This window comes from Anaerotruncus sp. G3(2012) (assembly GCF_000403395.2).
In the GTDB taxonomy this organism is placed as follows: Bacteria; Bacillota; Clostridia; order Oscillospirales; family Ruminococcaceae; genus Anaerotruncus.
Genome location: NZ_KE159674.1, coordinates 1 through 17500 on the forward strand (window position 1 = coordinate 1; position 17500 = coordinate 17500).

A 17500-nucleotide genomic window follows, 5' to 3' on the forward strand; every position below is an offset into this window, starting at 1 on the left:
GCGGTCAGACGCGCTCTATTGCAGCAATGCCTGCCGCCAGCGGGCGTATCGTCAGAGTGTTACGGATAAAACAAGTGGTCATGATGACCACTTGCCAGGCTGTCGAAAAAGTCTGCCTCTTGGCAGACTTTTTCATATATATGAGGTAAAATGGAGCAGGGTGAGAAAAATGATGGAAAAGGGAAAAATGGAGCGGGGCGTGGTGGAACTGGTGGATACAGAGAGCCTGGTGCCACAAGAACACCTGCTGCGCAAGGTGGACAGAGCGGTAGAGTTCAGGAAAGTATATGAAATTGTGGAGCCGTTGTACAGTGAGGAAGAAGGCCGGACCAGCATTGATCCGGTGGTACTGTTCAAGATCGTTCTGCTCCAACATCTGGACGGGATACCGTCGCTGCGGGGGACGCTGCGCAGGGCGCAGACAGACATTGCGTACCGGTGGTTTTTAGGATATACATTAAACGAGGAACTGCCGCATTTCTCCACAGTGAGCTATAACTTCCGCCATCGGTTCACAGAGGAAACGATAGAGCGGGTATTCCAATGGGTGCTGAATGAGGCAGGAACAGCGGGGGCGCTGTCTCCGGCGGCAGTGTTTATAGACGGAACTCATATCAAGGCCAGCGCAAATCTGAACAAGAAAATCAAACAGGAGGTGCCGGCGGCGGCAAAGCGGTATCGGGATGAGCTGCTGGCGGAGATCAACGCAGACCGGGAGGCCCATGGGAAGAAGCCCTTCGATGACGACGACGATCCGCCCAGACCCACAAAAAAGAAGCGGGACAACACCTCAAAAAAGAAGCTGGCGCGGCGGAAGAAGGCAGGCTTCAAAACAGTGACAAAAAGCACCACAGACCCAGATTGCGGTATGTTTGTGAAGGGAAAACATGAGCGGCAGTTTGCCTATGAGGCCCATACCGCCTGCGATAAGAATGGCTATGTGCTGGAAACGGTGGTCACCCCCGGCAATGTCCACGACAGCGTGGCGTTCGACGATGTCTACGACAAAGTGACCGAAAGTTTTCCACAAATTGAGACCATTGTGGCGGATTCCGCATACAAAACTCCACATATCTGCAAAAAAGTGTTCATCGATGGCCGGGTGCTGTCCACCGCCTATAAGCGTCCCATGACGATGAAAGGCGGGCACCAGTGGTGGAAATATGTTTATGATGAATTCTATGACTGCGTGATCTGCCCGGAATACCAGCCCTTGGCATACCGCACCACCAACCGGGACGGTTACCGGGAATATTGCAGCGATCCGAAGATCTGTGCCCAATGTCCTACCCGGCAGCTTTGCACCCACTCTAAAAACTGCGTTAAAACTGTCCTGCGCCATGTTTGGAAAGACTACGAAGAACTGGCCGATGACGCCAGATACACCCCGGAATACAAAGAGCTTTATGCCAAACGCAAGGAAACCATTGAGCGGGTCTTTGCCGATGCCAAGGAAAAACATGGGATGCGCTATACGCTTTATAGAGGTCTGGCCCAGGTCTCCAAATGGGTGAGGCTTAAGTTTGCTGCCATGAATCTCAAAAAGCTGGCCAGATGGAAAGCAAGACGGCAATCGCGTCTCTCTTTCCTGCTGTTTTCTGCCTGTACGTATCTTCTATGCTTTGCGGCCTGCCTGGATTTTTCCCAGACAGGCCGCTTTTCGACAGGCTGACAAGTGGTCATGATGACCACTTGCTCGAATCGTAACGGAACACGATTTAAGGTGTTATGGTTGGACATAGTGGAAATAAATTCCCCTACGATTATTCGTAACGCAGATGCAGCCGCGTTACAGATACATCAAGTGGTAACTTTGACCACTTGATGTATCCGTAACAAATTAACCCCGCATAGCGTTGCGGATATCTAAAATAGGAACTTTTCCCACTTTACATATCCGTAACGGAAATGGTTACAAGAAGAAATGTTTTAGGTTGGGCGGTCTGCGGACCGCCCTTTGCTGTTATACAGCAGAAAGGAATTTTATGAACATTTTGAATCACAATACGCCGATCATCATCGGCATCGACCACGGCTATGGTAACATCAAAACTGCCAACTGCTGTTTCAAAACCGGCGTGGCCTCCTTCGACAAGGAACCGACCTTCAAGAGCAATCTGCTGGTCTATGAGAGACGCTACTATCTGATCGGAGAGGAGCACAAGGAATTCACTGCCGACAAGATAGCTGACAGTGACTACTACATTCTGACCCTCGCTGCTATTGGGCGGGAGCTGAACATCCGCAAGCAGACCTCGGCCCGTATCCATCTGGCGGCGGGCCTACCCCTCACCTGGGTCAGTGAGCAGAAGGACGCTTTTAAGCAGTATTTGCTGCAAAAGGACAGCGTGGACTTTCATTTCCGGGGTGCGGAGTATCATGTTGACTTTGTTGGGGCCGACATTTTCCCCCAGGGCTTTGCCGCCGCTGCTGACCATCTGCGGGACTTCCGTGGGGTGAATATGCTGGCCGACATCGGCAACGGCACGATGAACGTCATGTATATCAATGACCGCCGTCCCCAGGAGAAAAAGTGCTTCACTGAGAAATACGGAACCCACCAATGTATGCTGGCGGTTCGCGAGAATCTACTGAAACTCTATGGTTCCGCTGCTGATGAGACGATCATTGACCAGGTACTCCGTCATGGGACGGCGAGTATCAGTGACCGCTACCTGTCCGCGATTCAGACGACCGCCAGGGAGTATGTGGCGGGCATCTTTCGCCGCCTGCGGGAACATGAGTATGACCCGGAACTGATGAAGTTATATGTGGTTGGCGGCGGTGGCTGTCTGATTAAAAATTTCGGAGAGTTTGACGCTGGCCGGGTGGTTATCAACGAGGACATCTGCGCCACCGCCAAAGGGTATGAATATCTGGCTCGGCTCCGCGCCAGGAAGGGCGGCACGGTATGAGTGGACAAATCGTCAGTACCAATATTCGGTTCAATCTGGAGAAAGAGTCGGATCGGACGGCCTGGGAGTACCTTCAGCAGAGAGACAAGAGACAGCACCGCTCTTACAGCAGGGCGGTGATTGCCGCCGTCAACGACTATTTTGAGCGCCGGGGGCGGCTGTTCTCTGACCCGTATCTGGAAACCCGTGAGAAGGAGGACGCTTTCCTCCAGCGGGTGCTGGAAACTATCCGGGCCGGGTTCGATCACGCCGCTCCTGTCAGTTCAGCGGCTACGCTGCTCAACCGGTTGCAGAATATCCCACCGCAACCGGCTTCTACTGAGAACGCAACCCAAGAGGACCAGCAGGAAGCGGACGATACAGCATTGGATTTCGTGGACAGTTTTTGATACCACAGCGGGCCATTTTGATACCATAACGAATTGAATTAACACCAAAAATATAAGCACCAGATACCAAATTTCTTGTATTTACACAGGGAATTTGTATCTGGTGCTGTTTTTTGCCCTTTATGATACCAACTTGCAGAATTTTGGTGTCAAAATCAGGCGTTTCCAGTGCTAACAGGCCAGTTAAGGCCGGGAAGGAGTTACTATGACGGATAATGAAAAGAAACTGATCCAGGCCCGACACCGTTTGGAAGAAGCCCAGGCCCGTGACCGTGTGAAGCAGCGCAAAGCCCGGACACGGCGGTTAATCCAGGAGGGGGCTGTTTTGGAGAAGGCTCTGCCGCAGACGGTAAGCATGAGCTTGAACGAGTTGGAAACATATCTGCACGAACTTACAAATTGAGTACGCAAAGCAGGAGCGTCCCGGTTCGCCGGGGCGCTCCGCTTTTCCAGGCCCGAAGGGCGCACTTACTCACCACCCACTGCGTGGGCGGTGGTATGGCCTGCGGCCACCGTGCGCTCTGCGAGGCGGATGCGGCCCCTGCGGGGGCCTACCGGGAATGACTGCGGTCATTCCCGGTGCGTATGGAACAGCGCGGTACCCCGCCCTGTTCCATACGCCAGCAAAAACCTGCCACTGGCAGGTTTTTGCTGTTTACGGGGGACGAAGGACGAGGGACGGGAGACGAAAGACGGAGTCTAATGGTATGAAGTCAAGTAGGTGATGCAAGAAAATTTCAAGGGAAATAGGGGACAAAAGGCTATGTTGGCGGTAAAAAGGCAACACCAACCCAAGCCCTGTCCCTGCAAATTTTTGAAACAGGGCCTATTACGTCAGAGCGGCAGGCATCGGCCTAACTCTCCGGCGGGATATACAGGCGGTTGTCCATCAGCAGCCGATAGATCAACCGAACCAGTTTTCTGGCAGTTAAAGCGAGTGCGCGTTTATGCTGGAACTGATTGACCTCTTTGAATTTGAGGTCATAGTAGCGCCGGAACTCAGAGTCGCATCTTCTCACGGAGTTGGCGGCTTCCAGCAGGTAGTAACGGAGATAGCGGTTACCGGACTTGATGAGCTTGCTGTGCTGTGCCTCGAAGTCGCCGGACTGATGCTGTGTCCAGACAAGACCGGCAAACTTGGCAACGGACGCCTGGGAGCTGAAGCGGTGGATATCGCCAATCTCGGCGATGATACCGGCGGAGTAGACCTTGCCGATACCGGGGATGGAGGTCAGCGTGTTGGGGATGATCTCAAACTGCTGCTCAATGGCCTTGTCCAAGACCTTGATCTGCTTCCCCAAAGCCCGCATGGTGGCGATAGAAACGGCCATCGCCTGATTGACTGAGTTATTCACAGTGATGGGCAGACGGTAGGAGTTTCTGGCGGCGGTCTGGATTGCTTTGGCCTTGGCCGCCGGGTCCGCGAAGTTACGCCCGGTTTCATCAATGAATTTGGTGAGTTCGTCCAGGTCGGCGTAGGCCAGCTCGTCCACCGTTTCAAACCGCTCCATCAAGGCGATGGTGGTGGCGCTGGAGTTGGCGATATCCTTGTCCTGGGCCATGCCGCAGCATTTTAGGAACAGGTAATTGGCGAAGTGCTGCTTCTCCCGTGTCAGGTTTTGTACGACATCAAATCTGGCCCTGGTGAGGGTTTGCAGGGATTTATAGCGATAGTCGTCCATGTAGACCTCCTTGCCGATCCTGCCGAAACGGAGATGGTCGGCGATTACAAAGGCGTCTACCCAATCGTTCTTGGGCAGGTCCGGGTAGGATTCCTTGAACTTCCTGACCTGCTTGGGGTTGAGTACATGGAGTTTCCTCTGATACCGGCCCAGCCGCCTGTCCTCGCGGAGCGCGTAGACCAGGCTGTCCCCGTAGATGGATGTGGCCTCCAGGCCGATCACCACATCGTTGAGCCCCATAGTCTCCATTGCTAACACGATCTTCTCTGACATCAGTTTAGCACCGCCCAGGTTGTTTTGCACGGAAAAACTGCTGTGCTTGCTGCCGTCAGGCTTCATCAGGTAGGTCACATTGTTCTTACTGCTCACGTCAATGCCTACAAAAAGTGGGTTCATGATTTTCACCTCCCCGCGTGGAGATTTCAGGCCAGCAGGCTTTGAGATACCCATGATATCCGGAGCATCCGCAACCTCGCTTATCAGAATCATTCCGGGGCGGGCCAATGCGATAGCCCTCACTGCTGGAAGGGCGGCCCTGCTCCCGGTAAACAGCTAATGAGTTTGCAGCTAACTTCCGGTTCAGGGGAACGGACTCCATCTGAAGCAGCCTTTCAGCTCGACAAGGTAATTGAGAACTTGACCCTGCTGTCCTACAGCTATTGTATCACGGGCATCTCATAGCCTGTTGGCCAATTGGAGTGAACCATGCGGATTCACTTTAAATTCATCTGCAAATCTTATTATACGAAATCTTATTATACGAGGTAATAGAAACTGGCAATTTATCATTTGGAGGCAAAAGTTATCAGTCGGGGAACAGGCCGTTCCGCCGTCGCGGGAGCAGCCTATATGAGCTGCTCCCGGATTTACAATGATTATGACGGAGTACAGCATGACTATACTCGGAAGCAGGGGCTTGTCTGGCAACAGGTCTTTCTGCCGGACATGGCACCTGCAGAGTGGGTAGATCGTGAAGTCCTTTGGAACGCTGTGGAGGACGCAGAGAAAACAAAGGACAGTCGTCTCGCTCGTGAGTTTGTAGTGGCGTTACCGGTTGAACTGAACAAGGACGAGTGGATTACCCTACTTACTGATTTTATCCAGACCAATTTTGTGGCAGAGGGGATGTGTGCCGATGTGTGCATCCATGATACAGACGGTCATAATCCCCATGCTCACATCATGCTGACTGTACGGCCTTTGACCAAAGACGGCAAATGGCAGCATAAGACGGAGAAAGAGTATCTTTGTGTCAGGGATGGCGAGGAACGGGGCTTTACTGCGGCGGAGTTCAAGTCGGCGCAGTCCGAGGGATGGGAGAAGCAATATCAATACAAAGTTGGCAAAAAGAAGGTGTATATGCCGCCCTCTCAGGCAGAAACACAAGGCTATGAGCGCGTCTCCAAATATCCGAAAAGCACCAAATACGGACGACAAAACCCCATTACTGCACGTTGGAATAGCGAAGATCAGCTTGTCCTCTGGCGGGCAGTATGGGCTGATGCGGTGAACCGGTGTCTGGAACGTTCCGGGCATGATGAGCGCGTCGATCACCGAAGTCACGCCGAGCGCGGTCTGGATGAGCAACCCACTATTCATGAGGGAGTTGCCGCCCGTGCGATGGAGAAGAAGGGTATTATTTCTGATCGCTGTGAACTGAACCGGCAGATTAAGGCGGACAATGTTCTGCTGCGGGAGTTGAAATCGCTGGTTAAGAAGTTGATGGATGCGGTAAAGAATACTGTTCCTGCCATTGCAGAGGCGATGGAAACTGTACGCCAGAAAATGATTATCTTCCGGTATCAGCTTTTGCGCATTGGGACCGGAAAGGAGAAAATTACTGACACTCTCCAAATTGTAAAGCCTGATTTTAGGAAATATGAGAGCATCATGAAACAGCTTAAAGTCAAGGTTCAGGAGCGTCGGACGTTGCTGGACGAGAAGAAAGCAGCCCCAGCAATCCAGATATTTCGACAGCGGGAGTTAACACAGAAAATCACTGCTTTGACCGAAGATATTGAGAAGCTAAAAAGTGAGAAGGCCCTTCTGCTTAATCAGTTTAATTGTGCAGAGGATCAAGGTATGGCGGAGGTTAAGCAGCACATTACATCCATGGAGAACTCTTTGAACAAGCTGGACCAGCAGGAAACAAAGTATGCCAGTCAACTGGAAGCGGCACTGGCACAATATACCGAGTTGCAGCAGGAGACAGTAGCTATGGACTCCACAGACCTCGATACGGCGCGTCAGGCCATCCGTCCTGCTAAAGAGTGCGAAACGATCCAGCGACTACAAACCACCTATGGAAAGAAATTTGATTCCAGAACGCTGGCGCAGAGCCAAATGGATGTTGCCGAAATGTTGGACGAAACAGCGGAGTCAGTATCTATCCGCCAGGAACTCCAACAGTTGCAGGGACAGCAGAATAGGCAAAGCCATGTGAAAGAACGCAGCCAGGAACGGTGATGCTTCTGGCTCGCTATTTTACCTCTGGATCAAGATTTTCAAACAGAGGATCATCAAAAAATTCGCGAACACTGATTTCCAAGCCATCACAAATCTTCTGAATAGAAACAATTCCGGGATTTTTACTTTTTGTGTTTAACATACTGTAAATTGTGGACGGCGCAATGCCACATTGATTAGCAAGAGCGTTAATTGCGATGTCCCGTTCCAGACACAACGCATGGATACGACGTGCAACCGCCGTCTTGGCATTCATTGCGGCACCACTCCTTCCATAGTGATACCGTTATTTTAGCCAAATTTGCGATTTATCGTATAGGATATATCCCAAATGCAAAAAGTGTGATATACTTCATCTGCGATATATCGCGAATAGTAAAGGAGGAATTGAAATGTCAACCTGCTTTTTCATTGGACACCGCGAGGCTCCGGACAGTCTTCTACCTAAATTGTCTGCTGAAATTGAGCGGCATATTACTGAATATGGTGTGACTGAGTTCGTTGTAGGTAGATATGGCCGTTTTGATTCATTGGCAGCAAAGTGCGTCAAAGCAGCAAAAAAGCGCCACCCGGGGGTGACGCTCACTTTGTTGCTCTCTTATCATCCGTATGACCGGCCTACCCCAACACCGCCCGGTTTCGATGGAACATTCTATCCGCCGGGGATGGAGACGGTTCCCAAACGGGCCGCTATTGTTCGAGCCAACCGCTATATGGTGAATCACAGCGACTATCTGATCGCTTATGCGTGGCATCCAGCCAGTAATGCGCGGGAATTGGTGGAGTATGCTCAAAAGAGGGGGAAATGCAGGAACATCAAAATTACGGTTTTACCATCTGAGAGGAAAACTCTTTAAGCGGAGATTTCCTAATTTTAATTGCTCCATCTGCGATTTGATCTATTTCATAAATTTTAAGGCAGAATTCTCTCTTTTTCTCATCATTCCATATAAAGTCTGCAACATCAAAGAAGTAATCGCTATTGGGCTCGCACTCAATGATATTTAATAATTCACGCCCAGCTTTTGTAAGATGATAAACATTTAGCTCCACTTTATGCGCTTTATCTCCGCAGAACATTAGCATATATTTATCGGTGAAAAGAAAGCGACGTGTATTTTCACCAATTTCATAGTTTTGATATGTAAACCCATCGGTATTAAGAAGGCCGCACTCGCCAAGAGATGATAATACACTAAAATTTATGTTATATTTCTCTAAAATATCGGAGTCTGTTACCAGGAATCGGCTACTGCCATCTTTTAAAACAAGTGGAGCAATTTTTTGAAAAGCTTCTGCCTCGGATTTGCATAAGTTCTTAACAGTCTCAAGTGTCCGATAGGAGAAACTACCTGGTTGCTTAATTTCACCCGCAAGTATCTTTCCCCAAATAAATTGCATATCTTCAGAACTCACATCTTCTGCAATATGGAAAAAGCGTGTTAGCCAGTCTTCATCAACTGGTTCATCGGATATATTTATCATCTGCTGCAATTCATTCTCAGTAATATTTAATACATTTTCTAAGTTGCCCTCTTGGCGAATTGATTCAGCAAGCTTCCTCTGTTCTGCACGATGCGCTAGAGCTTCGGGGCTTCTCTCCCGAGCGTTTAACAGGCCATCGCGGTATACAATTTCCATATCGGGATTATCTCTAATTGTCTGAAGTTTTCTTTCGTCCGCATAAGCATCGGCGTCCGCCTGTTTCTTTGTCCAATGTGGGTTAAACATTTTTTGAATAATTTCTTGAAATTTTGTAAACGCCTTTGCACTTTCGGCAGCTGCTTCCATAGCGGCATTAGGATCCATAATATATCACCTCACGCAAAGTACTCCGATTCCCAGATTTTTTAGTATTCCTATTTTATCAGAGCTCTACTGGATTGTCAATCGGGTATAAACCGGTTATTCGACAAATGGAATTTGTATTGCCAGCGTTTTATAAATTTGGTATAATTGCATTATATCAATTTACAGGGTGTACCAAAGCAACAAGGGAGGCGCTTTATGCCCACACTTGAATGGATTGGAAAAGACAAGGTAGTCAACCACCACCTGGAAGTCCCCTACCGGGTTTTGGAGGAGCAGTATACATACAACGCTGAGGCAAGCGACAACATGATTATCCGTGGGGACAATCTGGAGGCGCTCAAGGCTCTGCTGCCCCGGTATGAGGGGAAGGTCAAGTGCATCTATATTGATCCGCCCTACAACACGGGCAACGAGGGCTGGGTCTATAACGACAACGTGAACGACCCCAGGATTAAAAAGTGGCTGGGCGAGGTAGTGGGCAAGGAATGCGAGGACCTGAGCCGCCATGACAAGTGGCTGTGCATGATTTATCCCCGGCTGAAACTGCTCCAACGGTTGTTAGCGGAAGATGGGGCAATTTTTATAAGTATTGATGATGCTGAACAAGCTAATTTGCGGCTGATATGTGATGAAATATTTGGTGCAAATAAGTTTGCAGGAGTTCTTATATGGCAGAAACGGACTTCGCCTGATGCAAGGAAAAAACTAAGTAATGGTCATGAGTACATCGTCGCTTATACAAAAAATGGGGATATTGATAGCACGTTCAATTTACTTGATATTGAGGGAAAGGACGCCGAAAAATTCAAAAATCCTGATAACGACCCCCGTGGTCCCTGGGTTTCGTCAGACTTTACTGCTCAAGGTTGGCGCCCAAATCAAATGTATGAAATCACAACCCCAAGCGGTATGAAAATGACCCCACCTGAAGGAAGGTGTTGGCGGCATTTGGAGGAAGTTTATAATACTTTACTTTCTGAGGGGCGGTTGTGGTTCGGTTCTGATGGTTGTGGCGTACCAAGGAAAAAGACATACTTGCATGAAAAAGAAGGCAAAGGTGTATGGACTTGGTGGCCGAATAGCGAAGTAGGACATACCCAGGAAGCAACTCAAGAAGTTGCAGCAATTTTAGGGAAAGCTGTTTTTGATTATCCGAAACCGATCCGTTTGTTGACACGAATTTTTAAGATTGCCTCTGATCCAGATAGCATAGTTCTTGACTCCTTCGCTGGTTCCGGCACCACCGCTCACACCGTTCTCAACATGAACAAAGCCGACGGCGGACACCGCAAATTCATTCTGGTGGAGATGATGGATTACGCCGAAAGCATTACCGCTGAACGGGTCAAGCGGGTCATTGACGGCTACGGAGAAGGGAAGAACGCTGTAGCGGGTACAGGCGGCGACTTCACCTTCTACGATCTCGGCCCCGTCCTGCTCCTGCCCAACGGCAATTTGAACGAGGATGTGGGCGCGGAGAAAATCCGGGAGTACGTCTATTTCATGGAGACAAAATCTGCGATAGAACCATCTAAGGAGGACGAGCCTTATTATATGGGCGTTCATCTGGACAGTGCCTATTATTTCTTTTATGAGCGGGACAGTCTCACCACGTTAAGCCGCGATTTTCTGGGGAGCATCAAAACCAAAGCGGACCGGTATACCATTTATGCCGACCAATGCACCCTGAGCCAAGCGGAACTGGAACGGTGGCATATCACATTCAAAAAAATCCCACGGGACATCTCGAAGCTGTAAGGAGGCGGCGCTATGGAGCTGAAAACCTATCAGAAGCAGGTCATGGACGATCTGTCCTCCTATCTGGGCCATCTGAACCGGGACGGCGATATGTTTGCCGCCTGGAAGGGCTACTGGATGGACAAGGACGTTGCTGTTGGACTGGGTGGCGTACCGGCCTACAAGTCCGCCATTCCCGGCGTTCCCCACATCTGTACCAAAGTCCCCACCGGCGGCGGAAAGACCTTTATGGCCTGTACCGCCCTTAAACGCATTTTTGACACCATGCCCATGGACAAGCCCCAGGTTGTTGTGTGGCTTGTGCCATCGGACTCCATTCTCACCCAGACCACCCGAAACCTGTCCAACCCGGACCACGAATACCGCTTGCGGCTCAATTTGGACTTTGCCGGACGGGTGGGGGTGTATACAAAAGAAATGCTTCTGAGCGGCCAGCAGTTCTCCCCGGACACCGTCCGGGAAATGCTGACGGTCTGTGTGCTGAGCTACGCTTCTCTGCGCATCGACAGCAAGAAAAAAGACGTGCGCAAGGTCTACCAGGAGAACGGGAATCTTTTGAAATTTGCTCAGTATTTCAAGGATGACTCTGTACTGCTGGCCGACACGCCGGATACGGCCTTGATTCAAGTGCTGCGGCATTTGTCCCCTGTGGCAGTGGTGGACGAGAGCCACAACGCCGGGTCTGATTTGAGCGTGGAAATGCTGAACAATCTGAACCCGTCCTTTGTGCTGGACCTCACCGCCACCCCCAGGAAGAACAGCAATATCCTCTCCTATGTGGATGCACGGGAGTTGAAAAAGGAGAACATGGTGAAGCTCCCGGTGGTGGTGTATAATCGCACCTCCCGCCAGAGCGTGATCCAGGACGCCATCCAACTCCGGGGTAGCATCGAGCAGCAGGCCATAGCGGAGGAACAGGCGGGCGGGGCTTACATCCGTCCCATTGTCTTGTTTCAGGCCCAGCCCAAGGTCAACGAGGACAGCGAAACCTTTGATAAGATCAAGGCTATGCTGGTGGATATGGGGATTCCGAAAGAGGAAATCGCGGTCAAGACCTCCAAAGTGGATGAACTGGGGAAAACAGACCTCATGAGCCGGGATTGCCCCATTCGGTACATTATCACGGTCAACGCCCTTAAGGAAGGGTGGGACTGCCCCTTTGCGTACATTTTGGCGTCGCTGGCGAATAAAACTTCCAGGGTGGATGTGGAGCAGATTTTAGGCCGTATCCTCCGCCAGCCGTATGCAAAACGGCACAGCTCCCCGCTGCTGAACACCTCCTATGTGCTGACCTGCTCCAATGACTTCAGAAATACTTTGGACAGTATTGTGAGCGGCCTGAACATGGCAGGATTCAGCCGGAAGGATTTCCGGGTAGGCGAGTCTACCGCCCTAGCTCCCGCGCCTAAGCAGGATGAAGCAGAGCAGATAGAATTAGGTGGAAACGCTCCTGCCGCAGAGGCAGATTCGTTTGAAGATGTTGATACAGAGGCAGTAAAGCAGGCGCTGGAGAATAAGACGGATCAAACGGATTCTCCCCTCAGCGATATGCTCCGGGACGCACAACGTCAAGCGGACAGTTACGATGCAGATATGAAAGACAGCGGCAATTCTGGCTTTTGGGGAGGGGAACTGGGAGAAATGTTGAACCAGAACGCCATACAGCCTCAGTTTGTAGAGGAAGTGTCCGCTTTGCGTATTCCGCAGTTTTTCCTCAAGGGTACGCCCGATCTGTTTGGCGGGGAATATGAACTGCTGGAGGCGGAAAATCTGTCAGAAGGTTTTTCTCTCAGCGGACAGGATGCGCAAATCAGCTTTGAATTGGCCACCGGCGAGATGTACCGGGTAGACCTTCAGGAGAAGGGCGAGGCAATTCCAAAGTATATGCGGGCTTCCAAAGAAGAAAGCGAGTACATCCGGGAACGGTTGGCTAAGCTGCCGCCAGAGAAAAAGGTGCAGCAATGTGTTGCGCTGATTTGCGGACATCTCAATCGGAATGACCGCTATGCCGCCCAGGAGATCAGCGCATACGTCCATCGCGTGGTGGAGAACATGACAGAGGACGAGTTGGCGGCGATGGAGACAGCGATTCCCACCTATGCACGAAAAATCCAGGACAAGATTGACGGGCTGGAGCGGGCATACCGTGCAGTCCAGTTCAAGAAGTGGCTGGATAGTGGAAAAGTGGTATGCAGGGAGTCCTTTGCCTTGCCACAAGTCATTACCCCTGCCGAGACGATTGACACAATCCCATATTCTCTGTACGATGCCGAGAAGGACGATATGAACCAGGAGGAACGAAACCTGATCGACATCGTGGTGGGGCTTGGTAACATCAGGTGGTGGCATCGGATCATTGAGCGCAAGGGCTTCCGACTCAACGGAAATATCAATCATTATCCTGATTTTATGGTTATGACAAAGGCAGGGAAACTGGTATTGATCGAGTTTAAGGGCGATGACCGGGACAACAGTGACAGCAAGATGAAGCTGGAACTTGGCCGTCAGTGGCAGGCCCAGGCTGGGCCAAATTACCGCTATTTCATGGTATTTAAGAACAAGGATTTTGGCATTGATGGAGCGTATAAACTTGAGCAGTTTGTAGAGATCATGAGGGAACTATAGTATAAAATGACATATGTAGATATGCCTGAGTCGGTTTGCACTTAATGCTTCGCCGAATAACGAAAAGGAGATCAAACATTATGGAAATAGAGAAGTACACCCCTAATTCGTTGAGTGTCAGCGCAATTTTAGGCTTGATTGCATCGGGAGACATTGCGGTTCCTGAAATTCAGCGGCCCTTTGTGTGGAAGCGTACACAGGTACGGGACCTTCTGGATTCTTTGTATAAAGGCTATCCCACCGGCTATCTGATTATCTGGAAAAATCCAAATGTTCGGCTGAAAGATGGAAGTGTTTCTGCTGGGAAGAAAATCCTAATTGACGGGCAACAGCGTGTCACCGCCTTAATGACTGCTGTTGCTGGAATACCAGTTATCAATAGCAGCTATAAAGAGGATCGTGTCAGAATCGCATTTGACCCATTTCAAGCATTTTCTGATGATCCGGAAGCAGATATTTTTGCAGTACAAGACTCAAGCCATCTCAAGAGCAAGCGATGGATACCGGACATTGCGGATATTTTCAAAAACGACTTTTCAGTATTTGCGTTTATCACCCAATATTGTGCTGATAATCCGGAAATGGAACCTGAAAAGCTAGACAAAATCATAACTAAGCTTCGCGCTATTGGGAATCGATCCATTGGTGTGATTGAACTTTCAGAGCACTTGGACATTGATGTGGTCACAGACATATTTATTCGTATCAATTCCAAAGGTACAGCATTAAGCCAAGGTGACTTCGTTATGTCCAAAATTGCCTCGGATGAGATATACGGTGGTAACATCTTGCGCAAGGCTATCGATTACTTTGCACACTTGGCGGTAGAACCCTCTTTTGCAAGGTTCATCTCTCGTGAGGACACTGCATTCGCTGCTACTGAGTATTGGCCGAAGATTTCATGGCTAAAAGATGAACGAGACGATGTTTATGACCCGGACTATGATGATGTTCTTCGAGTGGCATTTATGCATAAGTTTCCTCGCGCTAAATTGTCTGATCTCGTAAGCCTATTATCGGGCCGGGATTTCGACACAAAAGAATACCGGGAAGAGATTACTGCTGACACCTATGCAAAACTGAAAGCGGGCGTGCTGAATGTATTCAGCGAGTATAATTTCAAGCAGTTTATGGCTGCTCTCCGAGGAGCAGGATTTGTTTCCAGCAAGGTGGTCAGTTCACAAATGGCTTTAGACTTTGCGTATACGCTCTATCTCATACTTACCCGAACTAGCGAAGTGTCTCCGGGCGAAGTGAAGAGGCTGGTACAAAAATGGTATGTATTATCTGTGCTAACAGGGCGATATAGCACCTCTCCTGAGTCGGCTTTTGCTCGGGATATTCGTCTTATCAATGAAAACGGTGTAGTCTCAACTTTGAAAGACATTGAAGCGGCAACATTGTCCGACACATTTTGGCAAGTGGCGATTCCACAGAATCTCTGTAATACGTCTACGAACAATCCTTCCTATCTCGTTTACTTGGCAGCGCAGGTTGCGATGAATGATATTTCTCTATTGTCTAATAATCTCCAGGTTCGGGATCTCCTCTTAACTGCCTCAGACGTCCACCATGTATTTCCCAAAGATTATCTTAAATCGCTGGGGTATGAAAGAGGAAAATATAATCAAGTCGCAAATTATGCTTTTTTAGACGCACAAGTTAATAAATCTATTGGGAAGAAGGCCCCAACAGTGTATTTTCGGGAAGCATTGGCCCAGTGCGATACCGGGATAATCACTTGTGGTTCCATCACGGATCGAGATGTATTGATGAAAAATCTGCAAATGAACTGTATTCCTTTGGAGGTCTTTGATATGGACGAGAGTCGATATGGCGAGTTCTTAGAGAAGCGACGGGAACTTATGGCTCAAAAAATCAGGAACCACTATGAATCATTATAGTGTCAGAAGATATATGTCCTGACAATTCAAATAACTGCAAACCAGAAAATCTCCTGTTACAATGTATCTCCTGAGACATAGCTTTACTTCATATTATTCTTTTGGTGAAAACCACCTTGACAAATCCCTTCTCAGGAAAACATGCTGTTCGATTTCCTGTATCATGACGCGGTTTTGAAGGAATACCGGGCCATTCTGGCGGATACCAAAAACCCGGTGCATCTCATTAAAAAAATCTCTGCGGCAATGGCAGCGACTTCGGCAAAGACGGTCAATGTCACCATACGCAAAAACGAAACCGAGTTTAGCTTCAAGACGGAGGCGTTCTCCCTGCGCGGGGACTGTGGCAGCCACTATAATTCGTGGAGCATTGTAGCGGCAGACCGCCGGAAGTTTGAAGAACTTTTCGGGAGTAGCGCGGACTATACGCCGGAGGAAATCCTCCGCATTACCTACGCCAGAAACGTACTGTATGAAGCCGGGAAATAGGCCCGGCCCGTAAAACATAAAAATTATCTTTAAGGGGCTTCCTTTCGGGGAGGTTCCTTTTTTCTTCCCATTTTCGCAGAAAGGAGGCGTTTGCCATTGCGAAAGTTAAAGACCTACAAGCCGACCCGCTTTATGGCGGACGGCTCCTCCTACAACCGGGAGCTGGCCGATCTGGCGGTGAATTTTATCGGCTGCCTGAAACATACAAAGGGCGAATGGTACGGGCAGAATTTTGACCTCATTGACTGGCAGGAGCAGATCGTCCGCGACCTGTTCGGTATCGTAAAACCTAACGGATACCGCCAGTTTAATACGGCCTATGTGGAGATTGCCAAGAAGCAGGGGAAATCGGAGCTGGCCGCTGCGGTGGCCCTCCTGCTTACCTGCGGCGACGGGGAATATGGCGGCGAGGTGTACGGCTGTGCTTCTGACCGGCAGCAGGCTTCCATTGTCTTTGATGTGGCCTGCGGCATGGTGGAACAATGCCCGGCGCTGAAATCCCGCATTAAACCAGTGCTTTCCCAAAAGCGTCTGATCTATAAACCGCTGAACAGCTTTTATCAGGTACTTTCGGCGGAAGCCTACACCAAGCACGGACTCAATGTTCATGCGGTGGTATTCGACGAGCTTCACGCACAGCCCAACCGCCAGCTCTACGACGTTATGACCCACGGCTCCGGGGATGCCAGAAAGCAGCCCTTATATTTTCTTATCACCACGGCGGGCAATGATACCAACTCCATCTGCTATGAGGTACACCAGAAGGCGCAGGACATTCTGGACGGGCGCAAGGTGGATTCCACCTTTTACCCGGTGATCTATGGGGCGGACGAGGCCGACGACTGGACTTCCCCGAAGGTGTGGAAAAAGGCCAATCCCTCCCTCGGCATTACGGTGGATGTGGAAAAGCTGGAAGCGGCCTGCGAGAGCGCAAGGCAGAACCCCGCCGAAGAAAACCTGTTCCGGCAGCTTCGGCTCTGCCAGTGGGTGAAGCAGGCCGTCCGGTGGATGCCGATGGAGGCGTGGGACAAATGCGCCTATGCGGCAGACCCGGAGGCTTTGCGGGGCCGGGCCTGCTATGGCGGGCTGGATTTATCCTCTACTACGGACATAACCGCTTTTGTGCTGGTATTCCCGCCGGAATACGAAGGCGACAAATATATCCTCCTGCCGTTCTTCTGGATACCGGAGGACAATCTGGAACTGCGGGTGCGCCGGGATCATGTCCCCTATGATGTGTGGGAAAAGCAGGGCTTCTTAGGGTCTGTTCACACAAACAAAGATATGCTATAATAAAGGAATGGAACTGAAGAAAGAACAATACGAACAAATCGCAGAGTGCTTTCCGAAACAGCGGAAACCAGCAAAAATCAGCAATCTGGATGTATTGAATGCGGCGCTGTACGTAATGGAAAATGGGTGCAAATGGAGGAGCCTGCCCAAAGAATACGGAGATTGGC

The 17500-nt window shown here is 49.9% G+C and carries 14 protein-coding genes and 1 pseudogene; 12 read left to right on the forward strand and 3 right to left on the reverse strand.

The features are described 5' to 3' along the window. Positions 1 to 169: 169 nt before the first annotated feature. The 4 genes from C814_RS13815 (at position 170) to C814_RS13830 (ending at position 3707) form a co-directional block, all read left to right on the forward strand. Positions 170 to 1672 (forward strand): IS1182 family transposase, encoded by a 1503-nt coding sequence (locus C814_RS13815; protein ID WP_016315950.1) that lies wholly within the window; start codon positions 170 to 172, stop codon positions 1670 to 1672. Positions 1673 to 1985: 313 nt separating this feature from the next. After that, positions 1986 to 2915: a ParM/StbA family protein gene (locus C814_RS13820; RefSeq protein ID WP_016315951.1), complete on the forward strand. Its 930-nt coding sequence runs from the start codon at positions 1986 to 1988 to the stop codon at positions 2913 to 2915. Beyond that, on the forward strand, positions 2912 to 3304 hold the full coding sequence (locus C814_RS13825) for a hypothetical protein (RefSeq protein WP_016315952.1): 393 nt from the start codon (positions 2912 to 2914) through the stop codon (positions 3302 to 3304). Before C814_RS13820 ends, C814_RS13825 begins: the two co-directional genes overlap by 4 nt. Positions 3305 to 3509: 205 nt before the next feature. Next, positions 3510 to 3707 carry a hypothetical protein gene (locus C814_RS13830; protein ID WP_016315953.1) on the forward strand — a complete coding sequence of 66 codons (198 nt, stop codon included), beginning with the start codon at positions 3510 to 3512 and terminating at the stop codon, positions 3705 to 3707. 451 nt (positions 3708 to 4158) lie between these two features. Here the strand turns inward: C814_RS13830 and C814_RS13835 are convergent, their stop codons facing one another. Beyond that, positions 4159 to 5382 (reverse strand): IS110 family RNA-guided transposase, encoded by a 1224-nt coding sequence (locus C814_RS13835; protein ID WP_016315954.1) that lies wholly within the window; start codon positions 5380 to 5382, stop codon positions 4159 to 4161. Between the two features lie 378 nt (positions 5383 to 5760). Between C814_RS13835 and mobQ the strand changes: the two genes are divergently transcribed. Beyond that, the gene (gene mobQ, locus C814_RS13840) at positions 5761 to 7452 is read left to right on the forward strand and encodes a MobQ family relaxase (RefSeq protein WP_031219695.1); all 1692 of its coding nucleotides are present in this window, start codon (positions 5761 to 5763) and stop codon (positions 7450 to 7452) included. A gap of 13 nt (positions 7453 to 7465) precedes the next feature. Here the strand turns inward: mobQ and C814_RS13845 are convergent, their stop codons facing one another. Then, a complete protein-coding gene (locus C814_RS13845; RefSeq protein WP_016315956.1) occupies positions 7466 to 7708 on the reverse strand; it encodes a helix-turn-helix domain-containing protein in 243 nt (80 codons plus the stop codon). Positions 7709 to 7844: 136 nt separating this feature from the next. Between C814_RS13845 and C814_RS13850 the strand changes: the two genes are divergently transcribed. Further along, on the forward strand, positions 7845 to 8309 hold the full coding sequence (locus C814_RS13850; RefSeq protein WP_016315957.1) for a hypothetical protein: 465 nt from the start codon (positions 7845 to 7847) through the stop codon (positions 8307 to 8309). On the opposite strand, the gene C814_RS13855 is transcribed toward C814_RS13850, so the two are convergent. Then, on the reverse strand, positions 8275 to 9261 hold the full coding sequence (locus C814_RS13855) for a DUF2806 domain-containing protein (RefSeq protein WP_016315958.1): 987 nt from the start codon (positions 9259 to 9261) through the stop codon (positions 8275 to 8277). The two genes, C814_RS13850 and C814_RS13855, sit on opposite strands and share 35 nt — an antisense overlap. Positions 9262 to 9459: 198 nt before the next feature. Here C814_RS13855 and C814_RS13860 point away from each other — a divergent pair, with 198 nt between their 5' ends. The 6 genes and pseudogenes from C814_RS13860 to C814_RS24940 all read left to right on the forward strand — a co-directional run. After that, positions 9460 to 11022 carry a site-specific DNA-methyltransferase gene (locus C814_RS13860; RefSeq protein WP_016315959.1) on the forward strand — a complete coding sequence of 521 codons (1563 nt, stop codon included), beginning with the start codon at positions 9460 to 9462 and terminating at the stop codon, positions 11020 to 11022. Between the two features lie 12 nt (positions 11023 to 11034). Further along, on the forward strand, positions 11035 to 13647 hold the full coding sequence (locus C814_RS13865) for a DEAD/DEAH box helicase (protein WP_016315960.1): 2613 nt from the start codon (positions 11035 to 11037) through the stop codon (positions 13645 to 13647). Between the two features lie 80 nt (positions 13648 to 13727). Continuing rightward, entirely contained in the window at positions 13728 to 15551 is a 1824-nt protein-coding gene (locus C814_RS13870) for a GmrSD restriction endonuclease domain-containing protein (protein ID WP_016315961.1), read from the forward strand. 141 nt (positions 15552 to 15692) lie between these two features. Then, positions 15693 to 16040: a hypothetical protein gene (locus tag C814_RS13875; RefSeq protein WP_016315962.1), complete on the forward strand. Its 348-nt coding sequence runs from the start codon at positions 15693 to 15695 to the stop codon at positions 16038 to 16040. A 96-nt stretch (positions 16041 to 16136) separates the two neighbouring features. Further along, a pseudogene (locus tag C814_RS13880) lies at positions 16137 to 17318 on the forward strand (terminase large subunit); the annotation flags it as partial. A 22-nt stretch (positions 17319 to 17340) separates the two neighbouring features. Next, positions 17341 to 17500 (forward strand): IS5 family transposase (locus tag C814_RS24940; RefSeq protein ID WP_016315964.1); only part of this gene is annotated, 160 nt, incomplete at its 3' end.

Coding starts and splice junctions, on each gene's coding strand:
- C814_RS13815 (WP_016315950.1), top strand. CDS start 170: ATGATGGAAAAGGGAAAAATGGAGCGGGGCGTGGTGGAACTGGTGGAT.
- C814_RS13820 (WP_016315951.1), top strand. CDS start 1,986: ATGAACATTTTGAATCACAATACGCCGATCATCATCGGCATCGACCAC.
- C814_RS13825 (WP_016315952.1), top strand. CDS start 2,912: ATGAGTGGACAAATCGTCAGTACCAATATTCGGTTCAATCTGGAGAAA.
- C814_RS13830 (WP_016315953.1), top strand. CDS start 3,510: ATGACGGATAATGAAAAGAAACTGATCCAGGCCCGACACCGTTTGGAA.
- C814_RS13835 (WP_016315954.1), bottom strand. CDS start 5,382: ATGAACCCACTTTTTGTAGGCATTGACGTGAGCAGTAAGAACAATGTG.
- C814_RS13845 (WP_016315956.1), bottom strand. CDS start 7,708: ATGAATGCCAAGACGGCGGTTGCACGTCGTATCCATGCGTTGTGTCTG.
- C814_RS13850 (WP_016315957.1), top strand. CDS start 7,845: ATGTCAACCTGCTTTTTCATTGGACACCGCGAGGCTCCGGACAGTCTT.
- C814_RS13855 (WP_016315958.1), bottom strand. CDS start 9,261: ATGGATCCTAATGCCGCTATGGAAGCAGCTGCCGAAAGTGCAAAGGCG.
- C814_RS13860 (WP_016315959.1), top strand. CDS start 9,460: ATGCCCACACTTGAATGGATTGGAAAAGACAAGGTAGTCAACCACCAC.
- C814_RS13865 (WP_016315960.1), top strand. CDS start 11,035: ATGGAGCTGAAAACCTATCAGAAGCAGGTCATGGACGATCTGTCCTCC.
- C814_RS13870 (WP_016315961.1), top strand. CDS start 13,728: ATGGAAATAGAGAAGTACACCCCTAATTCGTTGAGTGTCAGCGCAATT.
- C814_RS13875 (WP_016315962.1), top strand. CDS start 15,693: ATGCTGTTCGATTTCCTGTATCATGACGCGGTTTTGAAGGAATACCGG.